Annotated in this window: 17 protein-coding genes and 1 other annotated feature (1 of these 18 only partly in view); of the genes, 11 read left to right on the forward strand and 6 right to left on the reverse strand. The window is 39.0% G+C overall.

Going from position 1 to position 15,359, the window contains the following annotated elements; genetic code table 11:
* Positions 1–34: 34 nt before the first annotated feature.
* The 4 genes from E2L03_RS12290 to E2L03_RS12305 all read left to right on the forward strand — a co-directional run bounded on the left by E2L03_RS12290 (position 35) and on the right by E2L03_RS12305 (position 2,953).
* The gene (locus E2L03_RS12290; protein WP_206698962.1) at positions 35–400 is read left to right on the forward strand and encodes a GntR family transcriptional regulator; all 366 of its coding nucleotides are present in this window, start codon (positions 35–37) and stop codon (positions 398–400) included.
* Positions 401–1,102 carry an ATP-binding cassette domain-containing protein gene (locus tag E2L03_RS12295; protein WP_038478469.1) on the forward strand — a complete coding sequence of 234 codons (702 nt, stop codon included), beginning with the start codon at positions 401–403 and terminating at the stop codon, positions 1,100–1,102. It abuts the gene before it with no gap.
* On the forward strand, positions 1,099–1,836 hold the full coding sequence (locus E2L03_RS12300; RefSeq protein WP_134259292.1) for a hypothetical protein: 738 nt from the start codon (positions 1,099–1,101) through the stop codon (positions 1,834–1,836). Before E2L03_RS12295 ends, E2L03_RS12300 begins: the two co-directional genes overlap by 4 nt.
* Positions 1,837–1,906: 70 nt before the next feature.
* On the forward strand, positions 1,907–2,953 hold the full coding sequence (locus E2L03_RS12305) for a M42 family metallopeptidase (protein WP_134259293.1): 1,047 nt from the start codon (positions 1,907–1,909) through the stop codon (positions 2,951–2,953).
* A 27-nt stretch (positions 2,954–2,980) separates the two neighbouring features.
* Here E2L03_RS12305 and E2L03_RS12310 read toward each other — a convergent pair whose 3' ends face one another.
* Complete coding sequence (locus tag E2L03_RS12310) at positions 2,981–3,442, reverse strand: Dps family protein (protein ID WP_038478475.1); 462 nt, start codon at positions 3,440–3,442, stop codon at positions 2,981–2,983.
* 68 nt (positions 3,443–3,510) lie between these two features.
* The gene (locus E2L03_RS12315) at positions 3,511–4,017 is read right to left on the reverse strand and encodes a hypothetical protein (RefSeq protein WP_055737312.1); all 507 of its coding nucleotides are present in this window, start codon (positions 4,015–4,017) and stop codon (positions 3,511–3,513) included.
* Positions 4,018–4,108: 91 nt separating this feature from the next.
* On the opposite strand from E2L03_RS12315, the gene queG reads away from it, so the two are divergent.
* Positions 4,109–5,251, forward strand: a complete 1,143-nt coding sequence (gene queG, locus E2L03_RS12320; RefSeq protein WP_134259294.1) for a tRNA epoxyqueuosine(34) reductase QueG — start codon at positions 4,109–4,111, stop codon at positions 5,249–5,251.
* 19 nt (positions 5,252–5,270) lie between these two features.
* The gene (locus E2L03_RS12325) at positions 5,271–5,792 is read left to right on the forward strand and encodes a methylated-DNA--[protein]-cysteine S-methyltransferase (RefSeq protein WP_134259295.1); all 522 of its coding nucleotides are present in this window, start codon (positions 5,271–5,273) and stop codon (positions 5,790–5,792) included.
* 14 nt (positions 5,793–5,806) lie between these two features.
* Here the strand turns inward: E2L03_RS12325 and E2L03_RS12330 are convergent, their stop codons facing one another.
* Complete coding sequence (locus tag E2L03_RS12330) at positions 5,807–6,253, reverse strand: GNAT family N-acetyltransferase (RefSeq protein ID WP_166740296.1); 447 nt, start codon at positions 6,251–6,253, stop codon at positions 5,807–5,809.
* Between the two features lie 108 nt (positions 6,254–6,361).
* Between E2L03_RS12330 and E2L03_RS12335 the strand changes: the two genes are divergently transcribed.
* Positions 6,362–7,252, forward strand: a complete 891-nt coding sequence (locus E2L03_RS12335) for an amidase domain-containing protein (RefSeq protein WP_241742162.1) — start codon at positions 6,362–6,364, stop codon at positions 7,250–7,252.
* Positions 7,253–7,518: 266 nt separating this feature from the next.
* Positions 7,519–7,992 (forward strand): tRNA (uridine(34)/cytosine(34)/5-carboxymethylaminomethyluridine(34)-2'-O)-methyltransferase TrmL, encoded by a 474-nt coding sequence (gene trmL, locus E2L03_RS12340; RefSeq protein WP_038478484.1) that lies wholly within the window; start codon positions 7,519–7,521, stop codon positions 7,990–7,992.
* A gap of 9 nt (positions 7,993–8,001) precedes the next feature.
* Here trmL and E2L03_RS12345 read toward each other — a convergent pair whose 3' ends face one another.
* From E2L03_RS12345 to E2L03_RS12355, 3 genes are all read right to left on the reverse strand, one after another.
* Positions 8,002–8,556 (reverse strand): DUF5366 family protein, encoded by a 555-nt coding sequence (locus E2L03_RS12345; protein ID WP_206698963.1) that lies wholly within the window; start codon positions 8,554–8,556, stop codon positions 8,002–8,004.
* A gap of 74 nt (positions 8,557–8,630) precedes the next feature.
* Positions 8,631–8,948 carry an antibiotic biosynthesis monooxygenase family protein gene (locus E2L03_RS12350; protein ID WP_038478490.1) on the reverse strand — a complete coding sequence of 106 codons (318 nt, stop codon included), beginning with the start codon at positions 8,946–8,948 and terminating at the stop codon, positions 8,631–8,633.
* Positions 8,949–9,194: 246 nt separating this feature from the next.
* The gene (locus E2L03_RS12355; protein ID WP_084167395.1) at positions 9,195–11,039 is read right to left on the reverse strand and encodes a transglycosylase domain-containing protein; all 1,845 of its coding nucleotides are present in this window, start codon (positions 11,037–11,039) and stop codon (positions 9,195–9,197) included.
* Between the two features lie 144 nt (positions 11,040–11,183).
* Here E2L03_RS12355 and E2L03_RS12360 point away from each other — a divergent pair, with 144 nt between their 5' ends.
* The 3 genes from E2L03_RS12360 (at position 11,184) to yhbH (ending at position 15,119) form a co-directional block, all read left to right on the forward strand.
* Positions 11,184–13,079 carry an ATP-dependent protease PrkA gene (locus E2L03_RS12360; protein WP_055737318.1) on the forward strand — a complete coding sequence of 632 codons (1,896 nt, stop codon included), beginning with the start codon at positions 11,184–11,186 and terminating at the stop codon, positions 13,077–13,079.
* A 97-nt stretch (positions 13,080–13,176) separates the two neighbouring features.
* Entirely contained in the window at positions 13,177–13,716 is a 540-nt protein-coding gene (gene lepB / locus E2L03_RS12365) for a signal peptidase I (RefSeq protein WP_241742163.1), read from the forward strand.
* Between the two features lie 230 nt (positions 13,717–13,946).
* Positions 13,947–15,119 (forward strand): sporulation protein YhbH, encoded by a 1,173-nt coding sequence (yhbH, locus tag E2L03_RS12370; RefSeq protein ID WP_038478499.1) that lies wholly within the window; start codon positions 13,947–13,949, stop codon positions 15,117–15,119.
* A 159-nt stretch (positions 15,120–15,278) separates the two neighbouring features.
* Positions 15,279–15,359: a binding site (T-box leader), on the forward strand; it runs 128 nt beyond the window's last position.

Genomic DNA, 15,359 nt, shown 5'->3' on the forward strand with positions numbered 1-15,359 from the left:
CTGGCTTATTGCTTTAGAAAGGGGGCTGTGGCATTTGTCTATTCAATTTGATCCGAACAAAGCCATTTACGCCCAAATTGTGGATTCCTTTTATCAACAAATTTGTAGCTCAGAGTTAATGCCTGGAGAAAAATTACCATCTGTTCGTGAGACTGCACAAACGTTAAAAGTGAACCCGAATACAGTATCCCGGGCATATCAAGAAATGGATCGGGATAAAGTGACTTTTTCAAAACGAGGGCAGGGAACGTTTGTAACCGAAGATCATACGATTATCCGAGCGTTAAAAGAAGCGTTAGCGAAAAAACAATTAACAGAACTAGTCCACTATATGAGGAATCTAGGTTATACCGATGAAACCATGATTGAGGCACTTACGAAAACAATAAGGGAGGTGTAAATGATGTATTCGTTTGAAGTAAAAGGTGTACACAAAAACTATGGGCGTAAACAAGTATTTACAGATATATCCTTCCGGTTTGATCAAAATCGTTTTATTGTGTTGCTAGGATCGAATGGATCGGGTAAATCCACCATGCTGAAACTTTGTGCTGGTTTAGCGCCATTTTCTAAAGGAGAAATTCGTCTTGGAGACGCGAGTAGTCGCATCGAACGTGCGCAGAATGCAAGCTATGTAGCAGAAGGAGTTGGCTACCCAGCTTATCAAACTGCAGGAACGATCCTTACTCAACAAAAAAAATTGTATCCTGAATTCAATCAAGAGCAAGCGCTACATTATTGTCATGAAGTGAGCGTGCCGACACAAGTAAAGTGGGGTTCATTATCCACAGGTCAGCGCCACTTACTCGCACTTATTGTGGCAATCTCTACACAAAAACCATTTTTATTTATCGATGAATTGTTAGCGAATTTGGATACAACAAAAAAAGAGGCCATGCAGGGTATTTTAACTGATTTTCTTTTGGACGATAATCGAACGATTGTAATGGCTACTCATGCGTATGAGGATGTTGAAATGCTTGCCGACGGTGCAATGTTTATTAAGGATGATGACGTGACAACAATAACCGATTTAGAAGGTTGGCGACAAGAACATGGCGCCTCGCTCCGTGATTTATTCGCAAGGGTGGGAAGAGCATGAAGGAATTTGTTTTTTTTCTAAAGAGAGATGCGCGCTTGTTAGTACCTATTAATGTCATTATTGCGATACTATTTACCATTATGCTCGTCGTTGCGAGTATTATTCGTATGCGTGTCGCTGAACCGTTTGAAGTAACGGGCATAACGGCAGTAACCGTATTGTTATTTCTTTACCTTGTATTTGCGACATTTTTCATTATTATTGAATCAGTTTGGCGAGAGTGGCGCTTAGGTATCCAACATCACTGGTATCTTGCTCCAGGGTCAATGTTACTAAAGCTGCTTGCTAAAATAACGGCAAACCTCATATGGTTATTTATGCAAAGTATTTTTGTAACGCTTTTTATGCTATTGTTTATCTATTTCGCTGCAGAAAGTCACATTTTACAAACCGTTTTTGAGGAAAGTCGTCTTTTACTAGATTACCCACTCCAATTAGTTTGGATCACTCTTATCGCACCAGTATTGGGCATTCTTATGATTCTTTTACCTGTTTATCTATTTTTAGGAATAAAAACGTGGATGAAGTATGTTCTATTATTGGTTTATGGAATTTTATTTGTCGTTGTCTATCCGTATATAATGTTTAAAATCGAAAGCCATACTGAACCAGAGAGTGGAATTTTCTTTTTTGTAGAGCTAACGAGTAATGAACAGATGCTAATGGACGCTGGATTGCTTTTTGTTCTTCTTTTTATCACGACTTATTTTCTAAAGAAGAAAATTGAGCTTTGAGCATTTGAATGTTTAGGCTCATACCGGTAGAATAGAAAGATCTGATAAAGAAAGTGAAGTGTAGCAAGAAATGAAGTTTAAAAAGGAAAAAGCGATTGAATTGCTTGAACAGCTTGTGCATATTCCAAGCCCTTCTGGTTATACGGAGCAAGCAATGGCGTTTGTACAACAGTTTTTGGAGACGAACAAGATTACTTATACGAAGCTACGTAAAGGCGCCATTGTCGCAACGATAGCAGGAGAAAGCGATCAAAAGCAACGGATGCTAACCGCACATTTAGATACATTAGGAGCAATCGTAAAAGAATTAAAATCGAATGGTCGCTTAAAAATCGATTTGATTGGTGGATTTGCTTATCAATCCATTGAAGGAGAGTACGTCACCATTCATAAAAGCGATGGGGAGACTGTGACAGGTACAGTCGTCGTGCATCAGTCGTCTGTCCATGTCTATAAAGAAGCCCGAACAATAGAACGAAATCAGCAAACAATGGAAGTTCGACTGGATGAACAGGTACATACAGCGGACGACCTTCGTCAACTTGGATTGGATGTTGGTGATATGATTAGCTTTTCGCCACGATTTGAAAGGACGTCTGCTGGGTTTATTAAGTCAAGACACTTAGACGACAAAGCAAGTGTAAGTTTATTATTAACGCTACTAAAAGAAGTGAAAGAGGGGCAGGTAACACTTCCTTACACTACTCATTTCCTCTTTTCGAATAATGAAGAAATTGGATATGGTGGAAATGCAGGCATTCCTGATAATGTTGTCGAATATGTGGCTGTTGACATGGGGGCAATTGGAGACGGTCAGCAGTCAGACGAATATACAGCATCCATTTGCGTAAAGGATTCTAGTGGTCCCTATCATTACGGACTGCGTAATCACTTTGTTCAGTTATGTCAACTCAACCAGATTCCATATAAGCTAGACATCTACCCTTACTATGGATCTGATGCATCTGCTGCAATACGCTCAGGGCATGATATTGTTCATGGACTCATTGGACCAGGGATCGAAGGTTCACATTCAATGGAGCGTACTCATGAACGCTCTCTCGAAGCGACGTATCATTTGTTGCATGCATACGTTACATCAAATATGCATAAGTAAAAAGCTGCCTTCTACAGGCAGCTTTTTTTATGAACGTACATCTGACGTTTGTTTTGTATAGGCACGTAGCATCCATGCGTGCTTCTCAATGGATTCCTTTAACCCAATTAGCATATCTTCCGTTGCATCGTCTTCAAGTGAGCCACATACGTCGATACCCGCTTTTAGTTCGTCCGCAATTTTCTCATAATCCCTTACTAGGTCAGCAACCATTTCGTCTGCGCTGATTTGCTTTGATGCCTCGTCAATAGACGTTAGTTTTAAATATTCTTCCATTGTTGCAACAGGTTGTCCTTTTATCGCTAATAAACGCTCAGCTAGTTCGTCAACGGTTTCACCTGCTTCATTATAAAGCTCTTCGAATTTCTCATGTAGGGTGAAAAAGTGAGGTCCTTTTACGTACCAATGATAATTGTGGAGTTTTACATAAAGAACACTCCAGTTCGCTACTTGCTTATTTAAGACTGCTTGAATTTTTTCATGTGCCATGATTTCTTCCTCCTTGCAAACGTTGTGTACAAATACTATACCCGTTCACCCCATTTTTAAACAGAGATCTACAGTAACTCAATCTTAAACGTTCCGCCATGTACATGTGTAAACATTGTACCTGCTGCTTCTAACAACTCGCTGTAGGTATGAGTAGTTGACGCATGAGAAAAGAAGAAGCACTGAATAGCATGAACTGTCGCTTCGCTTGTACTTGTCGTTTGATCCATACAGAAGGGTGAAGCAATTTCTTTTGTTTGATCATAGAGAGCGTTCCCTTTTTTTTGAAGAGGTAGGTAAAGAGAGCCTGTATCATGTAACGTAATGGGCAATTGATATTCCAGCATGAAAAAATGCGTTAAATCAATTCCCGAATGAATTGGTAGCAAATAGTCTTCTTTTTGGATGGATTGTAAAATCCGTCCGTGATGCGTCCTTATTTCATCTTCCGTTAAGGTATCACTGTCAAGTAAGTCGAAATGCAATAGCTCTTGATGAAACTGTAGTCTTCCCTTTAACATAGTGGATGAATCACTAATATGAATATTAGTGTAGTGAATAACTCCTATTTGCATAATTGTTCCTCCGCCTTAAGCATTTTACATTCTTATTATGTTTCTGTATGCTAGAAGAAATCAACTGTTTCGTTTAAAAAGGAAGAGTACAATGGATTATGAACGACTAAAGCAAAAATTAGTAATGTACAGTCAATCAATAGGTGTAGATAAGCTAAGGATCACAACCGCCGATCCTTTTTTGTCTTTAAAAGACCGATTAATACAACAGCAAGAACAAGGCTATGCGTCAGGATTTGAACACCCAAATATTGACGAAAGGGTCGACCCATCTTTAACTTTAAAAGAAGTTCGCACCATTATATCCATTGCGGTTGCCTATCCGTCAAAACTCCCTAATGCCCCTAAAAGTGAGAAAGGGAGCAGACGAGGCTTTTTTTCGCGTTCATCTTGGGGAATTGATTACCACGATGTGTTAAATGATCGATTGAAAAAGATTGAAGAATTTCTTTTTGAGGAATGTGGCACTGTGGAAACTGTTCGAATGGTTGACACGGGTGCACTATCAGACCGAGCAGTAGCAGAACGAGCGGGTATTGGCTGGAGTGCAAAAAATACGTTTATTATTACCCCTGAGCTTGGTAGCTACGTGTTTCTAGGAAATATTTTAACGACACTTCCGTTTCCTCCTGATGAGCCAATTGAAGATTTATGTGGGTCTTGTCAAAAATGCATTGATGCATGTCCAACGGGTGCGCTTGTTGAGCCTGGCGTGTTAAACGCACAAGCCTGTCTTTCTTATCAAACCCAAACAAAAGGATTTATGCCGGAGGAGTACCGATCGAAAATTGGAAATCATTTATATGGATGGGACACCTGTCAGCTTGTTTGCCCATATAATAAACATAAGGATCATCATCAGCATGAAGAGATGAAACCAGACCCAGAGAAAGTAAAGCCGTTACTTTTACCGTTGTTAACAATGAGCAACAAGACATTTAAAGCAGAATTCGGCCATATGGCGGGCTCCTGGCGTGGAAAAAAACCGATTCAGCGGAATGCCATTATTGCCCTTGCGCATTATAAGGAAGAATCGGCTCTTCCTACATTGTGTGAGTTGTTGCGAAACGATCCAAGGCCAGTGATTCGTGGCACATCTGCGTGGGCAATCGGAAAAATTAGCAACAGTGAAAAAGAGGAAAAAGCATTGGAAGATGCGAAAAAGAATGAGCAAGATGAGAACGTGCTAAGTGAAATTGAAAAAGGTCTCTCATTTATAAGAGAAAAGAAATAATTAGAAAGGCAGGAGTGACATGCGCGTTTTAACAAAATTTTATGTGAAAGAGTTAACTACACCTATCGGGCTACTGACTGTTGTCATGAGTGAAAAAGGGTTAGCCCATGTAGCATTCGGAGCAATGAATAAAGTCAATTTAACAGCTCGGTTGACGAGATTTGGGATAAAGCCGGAGTGGTATGAGTTGGAAGAGGATGAATCACTTGTTTGTGAGCAGTTAACGGAGTATTTAAATGGTGAGCGTCATGATTTTCATGTGCCAATTGATTTAATAGGGACACCTTTTCAAAAAAAAGTGTGGTTGGCTTTGCGCACAATTAGATATGGTGAAACAAAAAGTTATAAAGAAATTGCGGAGATGATTGGAACACCAAAAGCTGTACGCGCTGTCGGTGGGGCGAATAATAAAAACCCTCTTCCTATTGTTATTCCTTGTCATCGTGTTATCGGCTCTAATGGGGCAATGGTAGGATACGGCGGAGGATTGCCGACGAAAGAACGTTTACTTGCACTAGAAACAAATATGAAGATCTCATAGAAAAAACATGGCAGTTATGCACACTGCCATGTTTTTTTTGACATGTTCAATGCTTTTTTAAATACATATAAGGAAGAGTGGTTGTTAAAGGATACTTCTTCATAGCCTTGTTTACAGTAAAAAGGAATATTCACTTCTCTCGTTTCACACGTCACTTCAAGACATTGGCGATGCAATGCTTCTTTCTCTACGCATTGAAGTAAAAGCTTACTAATGCCTTGCCCTTGATAGGAAGGATCAACGCTCAATCGAAAAAAGGAGCACGTTTTTTCGTTGTGTCGAAAAAAAACACAGCCGACGATGCGATTCTCTTTCATGCAAACGAACGCTTCTTCTTCTTGTGATAGCCGTAAAGCAATGGAAAGTCTTGTTTCATGAAGGGCAGATGCGGTGACCGGATCATGCTTATATATTTGAAAAGACGATCGAATTAATTGGTGAATGGCTTGGCAGTCAGTCATTACAGCTTTGCGTATCAATGTCGCTCGCTCCGTTTCACTCTAAGATAATCATAATTATACATTCTTATAAATTTTTATTCAATCACTTTTTGAAAGGAATTAACTGTTATGAAAAAAAAATTAGTGAAGATCTTGCACGACAATGTCAAACAATTAAACGAGGCCTTTTTAAATGGGCATCGTGCGGTTTGTTTAGATGAAAAAGAAAAAGCTGCATTTGAAAAAGATGCGCTGGAAATGATTGAACGAGGTGCAGAAGTCGTGAGCGCCAAAATAAGTGGAGATATATTGAATGTAATGGCATATGAACAGCAAACGCAGGTTGACTATATTGCGGTTATAGATCGGCTCTTGAAACAAGGAAACAGTCTGTTTATGGAAGAGCGAACGATGCGAAGACGGGCACAATTTGAAGGGTCGAAGCTAGTTGCAGATGAAATGGTAACGATGCATCCTTTGTCACTACAGGAGCGTGGAGAGAAGTGTATGGGCCACATTTATCGTGAAGATAGTGCAACGTATAATCGACGAAACGCTGTCCGTTATGCAGAGCAATGGTGGAATGATTATAATCCGGCTTTTGTTCGATTTGAAGATAATTGTACAAATTTTGTGTCTCAATGTCTTTATGCTGGTGGTGCCCAAATGACGAGTAAAGCAAATAAACAAAGAGGCTGGTGGTATGAGAATGAGCATAAGATGAGTCTAAGCTGGTCGGTTGCCCATTCATTTAGATGGTATTTAAGTGGAGCAACGAGTCATTTACGAGGGGAGGAAAAGAAGTCGGCACGTGAACTGATACCAGGTGATGTGATTTGCTATGATTTTAACGGAAATGGAACTTGGAATCATTGTGCAATTGTTGTTGCAAAAGACATGAATAATGAACCTTTAGTCAATGCACAAACAGTTAATAGTCGTTATCGGTATTGGACATATCAAAATTCTCCAGCCTACACAGATCGAATCCAATATAAATTTTTTCATATCTCCATTTAAGCAGAAATCATTTTTTCTGCTTTTTTCTATGTTTGTCATAGTAGGAATTCATGTGTAATATAGAAGGGACGCAGATATTCATGTAAGGGTGAGAACGAATGAATGACAAAAAGTATGCACAAGCTTTGTGGGGCGTCGCCTTAGTTCTGGCATTTGCAGCAGTCTTCGTTAACGAAAATGGCGTATTATTGCTAGGAATTGTGGTATGTGTCGTCTGTTCTACATTTTTTTATGTGAAAAGCAAAAATAAATAGAGGTGCACGAAAATGGGATTGCATATCGTACTATATCAACCAGAAATACCAGCCAATACAGGGAATATTGCTCGCACATGTGCAGGCACAAACACGACGTTACATTTAATTCGTCCTCTTGGATTCTCAACAGACGATAAGATGTTGAAGCGGGCAGGTTGCGACTACTGGCCGAACGTAACGATTTACTATTATGACTCAATTGATGAACTGTTTCAAAAGTACGACCAAGGAGAGTTTTTCTTTATTGAAACAATAGGAACACGAAATTATAGTGATTTTGATTATAGGAATAAAGAAGAAGAGTATTTTTTTGTATTCGGTAAAGAAACAACAGGGTTGCCACAAGAGCTTGTGGAGAAGCGACAAGAACGATGCTTTCGCATTCCACAAACCGATGTGATCCGGTCTCTTAATTTGTCTAATACAGCAGCCATTGTTATTTATGAAGCACTTAGGCAGCAAGGGTTTCCAGCATTAAAATAGATGTGTCTATTAAAGCGGTAAGCTAGCAATAAACGTATTGTATAAACGCAATAGAACAAAAATAATGGTAAATAAAAAGGTTGACCAAAAGAATAGCTGGAAAAAAATAAAGCCAATTAGCCCTGGGATGGTTAAAGATTCTGCGATACGGTAGACAATGAATAAGATATAAGCGAAAGATGACGCGACAAAAAGCAATAGTAAAACGATCACAAAGGGATTTAGGACAAGTGCAGCGATACTTCCTGCAAAGTAGATCCATTGACCACCTTGCGTCTTTTTCCAAAGGTCGTCGTCTTCCTGTTTTGAAAAAAAGAGTAGTGCAAGAGATGTAACCGTATCGGCTATTAACTTTAAAGCAGCAAAAATCATGAAAAACACTAGTAATAAAACGATTATAAGTCCAATACGAACTTCATTAATGGAAAGAATGTCTGCCATTCCAGTTAGAATGCCATTTCGTTCTAACCAACTTAATGCAAAGCGTTGACCATAGAGTGCAAACGACAAGCTAAAGAAAAAGATACTAATTAATGGTAAATGTCCGGTTAAATATCGATTCATGATAATCTCCTATAGTTGGAAGTCATAGCTAATAGAAGCGCTTGTCTCATGAACGTAAAGACAAGCGCTTTGTCTTATTCACCTTGGAAATGGTGAATAAGTTCATACGTATGAAGTTCATTGGCATTGGCAGTCGGCTTTTGCTCTTCTGATGAAGCACTATTTCTATGAGCCTTTGCAAACGATTCACTTGAAAGCCAGTTTTGATAGTCTTCTTTTGAAGCCCACTTCGTAAAGACAATTTCTTTCTTGTCATCTTGTTCGTTTGATAAGAACATAAATTCTAAACAACCTTTTACGTTAGCCATGTTCGTAGAAGCTTTACCAAATCGTTGGTGAAGCATTTTCTTTTTTTCTGGACTTACGTGTAGTTCGTTCATGACGATATACATAATTGTTCGACTCCTTTTTTAGCATGATTTCGTGTTTTTTGTAAGAGAATGGCTTTTCATTCTGAATGAACTTGGCTATAATAAAAGAGAGCGTTTACGCCCCTTGCAAGGAGGATCATTTTATGAGAACGTTTTTAATGATGAGCGTCTGCGTCGTTTTTCTAATCGCCATTTTTTCTGGAGGTTATGAGGAAAACCCTCATAAACGATAAGACGAAGGAAACCGGGTAACCGGTTTTTTTTGTTTTACCGGACAGCCGCTTCCCATATATTCATTGCTGGTCGTTTTGGTGATAAGTCCTCAACGTATCCAGTGTCTCTCCCTACCCAAACGGTTGCTGTATAGTCATCCGTCATACCTGAAAACGTGAGGTCCCGATAGTCATTCGTTGTTCCAGTTTTTCCTCCAATATAACCGTTTGTAGAAAGACGAATATCTCGTCCTGTACCTGATTGAACAACTTCGCTCATCAATGTACGGATTTTATCATTTGTTTCTTTACTCCATACTTGCTTTTCTTCTTGATCCGGCCATTGATACAAAAGGTCTAAGTGTTCATCATACACTCCTGTAATAGCTCTTGCTGGAGTAAAAAAACCATCGTGAGCAAAGGTCTGATAAGCCTGTACCATTTCATAAACAGACACATCAAGAGTACCTAAAGCTAAAGAAATGTCTCGTTGCTCATCATGCATTTTCTTGAATTGAAATGGTTCTAGATACGCAATGGCTTCTTCAATGCCAACCGTATTAAGAAGTTGTTGAGCAGGTATGTTATAAGAGTGCTTAAATGCTTCTCGCAGTGTGACGCTACCTGGAAGGACATCATTATAATTGGCGACACAACCAAGTATGCGTTTATCTCGTTCTTGTTGCGTGCAACTGTCGCTAGGATTAGCGTTGACGACTTGATCAATCGATGTGCCTGTTTTTTCAAAGTAAGGAGCAAAATCAATCAGCGGCTTAAAAGCAGACCCATGAGGTCGATACGAATCAACTGCGAGCATAAAATGACCACTTTCAAATTCCCGTCCATGACTAATCGCTACAATTCTCCGATCGTCGTTTCGAACAACAATACTAGCGCCTTCTACATCAGCAGGTAGTTCCTGATAGAAGCTTTCTTTGAGTGCGTGTTGTCGATTTGGCTCTAATGCCGTTTCGATTCGAATGCCTTTTTTAAAAAGTTCATTTAATCGTTCCTGAGCGGCTTCTTCATCATAGCCCTCTGTAGCCTGTATTAATTCTAAAAATTCCTTTTTAACGAAATCAGTATAATCTGGATATAAGTTTCGTAAAGACGAACGATGAAGTTCAATGGTTTCAGAGATGGCATCATCAAACTCAGCTTCGTTAATGTAGCCCTCTTCTTTCATCTTCTGTAATACCCATTCTTTTCGCTTATTCGTATTCTCCATTGAAGTAAAAGGATTGTATACTGTCGGATTGTTAGGAATGCTTGTTAGAAAAGCGACTTGCGCTAACGAAAGTTGATCACTATGATCACTGAAATAAAGCTGACTTGCCGCTTCTATTCCGTATGCGTGGTTACCGAAGTAAATTGAGTTTAAATACAATTCTAATATTTCTTCTTTAGAGAAACGCTGCTCGAGTTCATGTGCGTACAATAATTCACTCATTTTGCGTTGATAGGTTTGAGAGTGATCGAGAAAGATGTTTCTTACCATTTGTTGCGTAATCGTACTAGCGCCTTGATCAATCTCACCACTGCTTACATTTGTAATAAGGGCACGTGCCATTCCAGACGCATCAAAGCCAAGATGTTGAAAAAAACGGCGATCTTCCGTAGCAACGAATGCGTGAACGACTGTTTCAGGTAGCTGCTCAAACGGTAAATAACTTCGATTAATACCACCTTCAGAGGGAATTTCTGCAACAATCTGTCCATTGTCAGCATAAATCGTACTGTTTGAAGATAAGTATAGAATTTCCTCATCAATATGAGAACCGACAACTTGACCAATCGTTTGAACTGCGCTTACTTCTGAAGAAGCAGATCGAAATAAGAATGCACTGCCAATTGCAAAAAAACTAATAAAAAACCAGCCAAAAAAAGTTTTCATTGCCATACTCACTTTCTATCTAGCGTATACGTTAGTATACCATTCTTTTTCTGGTGCGGACAGTCTACCTTGCAAGAAAAGAAGCATGTTCATGTGCGGTAACGCATATGGTTAATTAATCTCGCTTACACGAGAATGGAGGTATACGACTTGAATATTTTAAACAAAATTGAACAGTATCGTGATCATGAAGAACGTTTACGCTGGGAAGGCACTTTTGCTGAATATTTGGATCTAATCAAAGAAAAACCATGGGTTGCACAGACTGCTCACTCTCGTGTGTACAATATGATAAAAGACGCTGGTGTGGAAGAGAAAGATGGAAAAAAGGAATACTCCTTTTTTAAAGATTCTATTTATGGATTAGAAGACTCGTTGGAGAAGTTAGTAGAAGAGTACTTTCATTCGGCGGCTAAACGTTTAGACGTTCGCAAACGTATTCTACTATTAATGGGACCAGTAAGTGGCGGAAAATCAACACTGGTCACAATGTTAAAAAGAGGCCTAGAAGATTATTCTCGGACAGAAAACGGGGCAGTTTATGCTATTAAGGGCTGCCCAATGAATGAAGACCCTCTTCATTTAATCCCGCTCCATTTGCGGGAAGAATTCCAAGATGAATTTGGCATTAAGGTAGAAGGAAATTTGTCACCATTAAACATGATGCGCTTAGAGCAAGAGTATAGTGGACGAATTGAAGATGTTATCGTAGAACGAATATTCTTTTCAGAGGATAAGCGAACAGGCATTGGAACCTTTTCACCGTCTGATCCAAAATCACAAGACATTGCTGATTTAACTGGAAGTATTGATTTTTCAACAATTGCTGAATACGGTTCGGAATCAGATCCTCGCGCATATCGCTTTGATGGTGAACTCAATAAAGCCAATCGCGGTATGATGGAATTCCAAGAGATGTTGAAGTGTGATGAAAAATTTCTTTGGCATCTATTGTCTTTAACACAAGAAGGAAATTTTAAAGCAGGGAGATTTGCGTTAATATCTGCTGACGAACTGATACTGGCTCATACGAATGAGTCAGAATACAAGTCTTTCATATCGAATAAAAAGAATGAAGCTTTGCATTCTCGTATTATTGTGATGAAAATTCCGTACAATTTAAAAGTCTCAGAAGAAGAGCGGATCTATAAAAAAATGATTGCAGATAGTGATCTTTCACATGTTCATATTGCGCCACATGCTTTAAAAGTGGCATCGATCTTTACGATTTTAACACGCTTAAAAACAACTCATAAAGCAGGCGTCGATTTAGTTAAAAAGATGAAGCTTTATGATGGGGAAGCGGTTGAAGGGTTTAATCAACAAGACGTCAAAGAGCTACAGTCTGAATTTAATGATGAGGGCATGAGCGGTATTGATCCAAGGTATGTCATTAATCGTATCTCGTCAGCGATTATTCGTAAGCAGCTAACCTCCATTTCAGCTTTGGATGTATTACGCTCGATTAAAGAAGGTTTGGATCAGCACGCTTCAATCTCAAAAGAAGATAAAGAGCGCTATACAGACTATATTACAATTGCTCGAAAAGAATATGATTTAATTGCAAAGGAAGAAGTGCAAAAAGCATTTGTTTATTCGTATGAAGAATCAGCGAAAACATTGATGGACAATTACTTAGATAATGTAGAGGCATTTTGTAACAAGAATAAGCTTAGAGATCCTCTTACAGGCGATGAAATGTCACCTGACGAAAAGCTCATGCGTTCCATCGAGGAGCAAATTGGCATCTCAGAAAATGCAAAAAAAGCATTCCGAGAAGAAATATTAATCCGTATTTCGGCATATGCAAGAAAAGGGAAACGATTTGAATACAATTCCCACGAACGTCTGCGTGAAGCCATTCAAAAGAAGCTATTCGCAGATTTGAAAGATATTGTAAAAATAACAACTTCCGTCAAAACCCCAGATGAGTCTCAGTTGAAAAAGATGAACGATGTTATTGCTCGTTTAATTGATGAACATGGCTACAACTCAGTATCGGCAAACGAATTATTAAGGTATGTTGGGTCTCTTTTAAACCGATAATGAAGCAAGAGGGTCTTAAGTGGGCCTTCTTGTTCTTTTTTTCATTTAGTGGTAATTTATGAATAGATGTTGTGAATGTAGAAAGCGGGGAACATCATTGGCTGAGAATAAAGTGAAATCAGAGGCTTGGGGTTGGATCAAAGCGATTGTCATTGCGCTTCTTATCGCATTTGTTGTGCGAACGTTTATTGTCACAAGCTTTGAAGTTCGAGGGGAATCAATGGTACCTACCGCCCACGATGGAGAACGGTTTATCGTTAACCGTCTTGCTTATCAGTTTAGTGAACCACATCGTTTCGATTTAATCGTCTTTCATGCAACTGAGCAGGATAGCTATATCAAACGAGTGGTTGGCTTGCCGGGAGATACGATTCGTTTCGAAAACGACCAATTGTTCATTAACGATGAACCAATTGATGAGCCATTCTTAGATGAAGTACAGGGATCGTTTGCAAATCAATATACAAACGATTACGAGTATGAAGACGTTATACCAGACAATCATGTTTTTGTTGTAGGGGATAATCGACCAAACAGCTCTGACAGTCGTTCGTTTGGACCTGTACATGAAGATGAGATTATTGGCAAGGTTGGCTTACGATTCTGGCCTCTATCTGAATTTGGATTTATGGAATAATGACTTGAGAAAAAAGTACTCTAAGTAGAGTGCTTTTTTTATTAAAATAAACCAGACATTCGCCCTAGAATAAATAAAAATAAGCGCAGCTTTAGCTTGTCCTCTCACAATTTATTAGCAACTCTTGTGCAAGTGAAACATAGGATAAGTTAAGGCACGTTATCAACCCAATCTATGATATGTAAGTAGAGGTTCTTTTGTGCAAAAAAGTGAATGGCAGGAGGGCAAGAATGGAAAACAACAACAAGCACCAGTACATTGTCTCTGAGGAAAACTGGTCCCTCCATCGTAAAGGATATCAGGACCAACGTCGTCACCAAGAGAAGGTTCAGGACGCGATCAAAAAGAATTTGCCTGATTTAGTCAGCGAGGAGAATATTGTTTTATCTAATGGAAAAGATGTCATTCGAATTCCGATACGTTCCCTTGATGAATATAAAATTCGATACAATTACGATAAGAATAAACATGTCGGGCAAGGAAAAGGTGACAGTAAGGTAGGTGATGTCGTTGCCCGTGATCCAAACGGTGACAAACAAGCGGGAGCAGGGAAAGGGCAAGGTGCAGGCGATCAAGCTGGTGAAGATTACAATGAAGCAGAAGTATCGATTGCAGAATTAGAAGAAATGATGTTCGCTGAGATGGAATTGCCTCATTTGAAAAAGAAAGAAGAGCAAGAAATTGTCATAGAGAATATTGAGTTTAATGATATTCGCAAAAAAGGACTAATGGGAAACGTAGATAAGCGGCGTACCATACTTGCCGCAATTAAGCGAAATGCACTAACAGGTAAAGCAGGCATTATGCCAATTTACAATGAAGATTTACGGTTTAAAACGTGGAATGAGACAATTCGACCGGAATCCAAAGCAGTAGTGATTGCGATGATGGATACTAGTGGATCAATGGGACGATTTGAGAAATACGTTGCCAGAAGTTTCTTTTTTTGGATGACTCGCTTTTTACGGACTAAATATGAGAAAGTTGAAATTGAATTTATCGCCCATCATACAGAAGCAAAAGTTGTAAACGAAGAAGATTTTTTCTCTAAAGGTGAAAGTGGAGGAACCATCTGCTCGTCAGCCTATCGAAAAGCACTTGAGCTAATTGATGAAAAATACAATCCATCTGCATACAATATTTATCCGTTTCATTTTTCAGATGGAGATAATTTAACTTCAGATAACGCTCGCTGCCTTAAACTGGTAAAACAATTAATGGATCGTTCGAATTTGTTTGGATATGGTGAAATCAATCAATATTCCCGTAATTCCACTTTGATGGGTGCCTACAAAAATGTGGATGACCCACGTTTTATGCACTATATATTAAAAGAAAAAGGTGATGTTTACCACGCTTTAAAGCATTTCTTTCAGAAAGAAGAGGAAGGTATTCAAGCATAGTAACTATCTTTTAGTCAGAATAAATTGACAAGTGGACATGAAGATGTCTACAAAGAAGAAAGAAGCGTTTTATTTGTTCTTCTTCGAACCATCTTGTCTAAAAAAACAATTGACTTCTGTAAACGGACTCCTGTATAATCACCTCTAACTTCATTTGTTCGTAATGCGTAGATTGGAACAAGTAAACAAAAGAACATGTTCAGAGAGTTGGTTTCAGCGGCTGAAAGAACCGACCATCCC

Source organism: Shouchella oshimensis, from assembly GCF_004375095.1.
Classification (GTDB): Bacteria; Bacillota; Bacilli; order Bacillales; family Bacillaceae_D; genus Shouchella; species Shouchella oshimensis.

Bases quoted from the DNA above. Each gene is read 5' to 3' on its own strand.
- E2L03_RS12295 (WP_038478469.1), top strand. From the start codon at position 401: ATGATGTATTCGTTTGAAGTAAAAGGTGTACACAAAAACTATGGGCGT.
- E2L03_RS12300 (WP_134259292.1), top strand. From the start codon at position 1,099: ATGAAGGAATTTGTTTTTTTTCTAAAGAGAGATGCGCGCTTGTTAGTA.
- E2L03_RS12305 (WP_134259293.1), top strand. From the start codon at position 1,907: ATGAAGTTTAAAAAGGAAAAAGCGATTGAATTGCTTGAACAGCTTGTG.
- E2L03_RS12310 (WP_038478475.1), bottom strand. From the start codon at position 3,442: ATGGCACATGAAAAAATTCAAGCAGTCTTAAATAAGCAAGTAGCGAAC.
- E2L03_RS12315 (WP_055737312.1), bottom strand. From the start codon at position 4,017: ATGCAAATAGGAGTTATTCACTACACTAATATTCATATTAGTGATTCA.
- queG (WP_134259294.1), top strand. From the start codon at position 4,109: ATGGATTATGAACGACTAAAGCAAAAATTAGTAATGTACAGTCAATCA.
- E2L03_RS12325 (WP_134259295.1), top strand. From the start codon at position 5,271: ATGCGCGTTTTAACAAAATTTTATGTGAAAGAGTTAACTACACCTATC.
- E2L03_RS12330 (WP_166740296.1), bottom strand. From the start codon at position 6,253: ATGACTGACTGCCAAGCCATTCACCAATTAATTCGATCGTCTTTTCAA.
- E2L03_RS12335 (WP_241742162.1), top strand. From the start codon at position 6,362: ATGAAAAAAAAATTAGTGAAGATCTTGCACGACAATGTCAAACAATTA.
- trmL (WP_038478484.1), top strand. From the start codon at position 7,519: ATGGGATTGCATATCGTACTATATCAACCAGAAATACCAGCCAATACA.
- E2L03_RS12345 (WP_206698963.1), bottom strand. From the start codon at position 8,556: ATGAATCGATATTTAACCGGACATTTACCATTAATTAGTATCTTTTTC.
- E2L03_RS12350 (WP_038478490.1), bottom strand. From the start codon at position 8,948: ATGTATATCGTCATGAACGAACTACACGTAAGTCCAGAAAAAAAGAAA.
- E2L03_RS12355 (WP_084167395.1), bottom strand. From the start codon at position 11,039: ATGGCAATGAAAACTTTTTTTGGCTGGTTTTTTATTAGTTTTTTTGCA.
- yhbH (WP_038478499.1), top strand. From the start codon at position 13,947: ATGGAAAACAACAACAAGCACCAGTACATTGTCTCTGAGGAAAACTGG.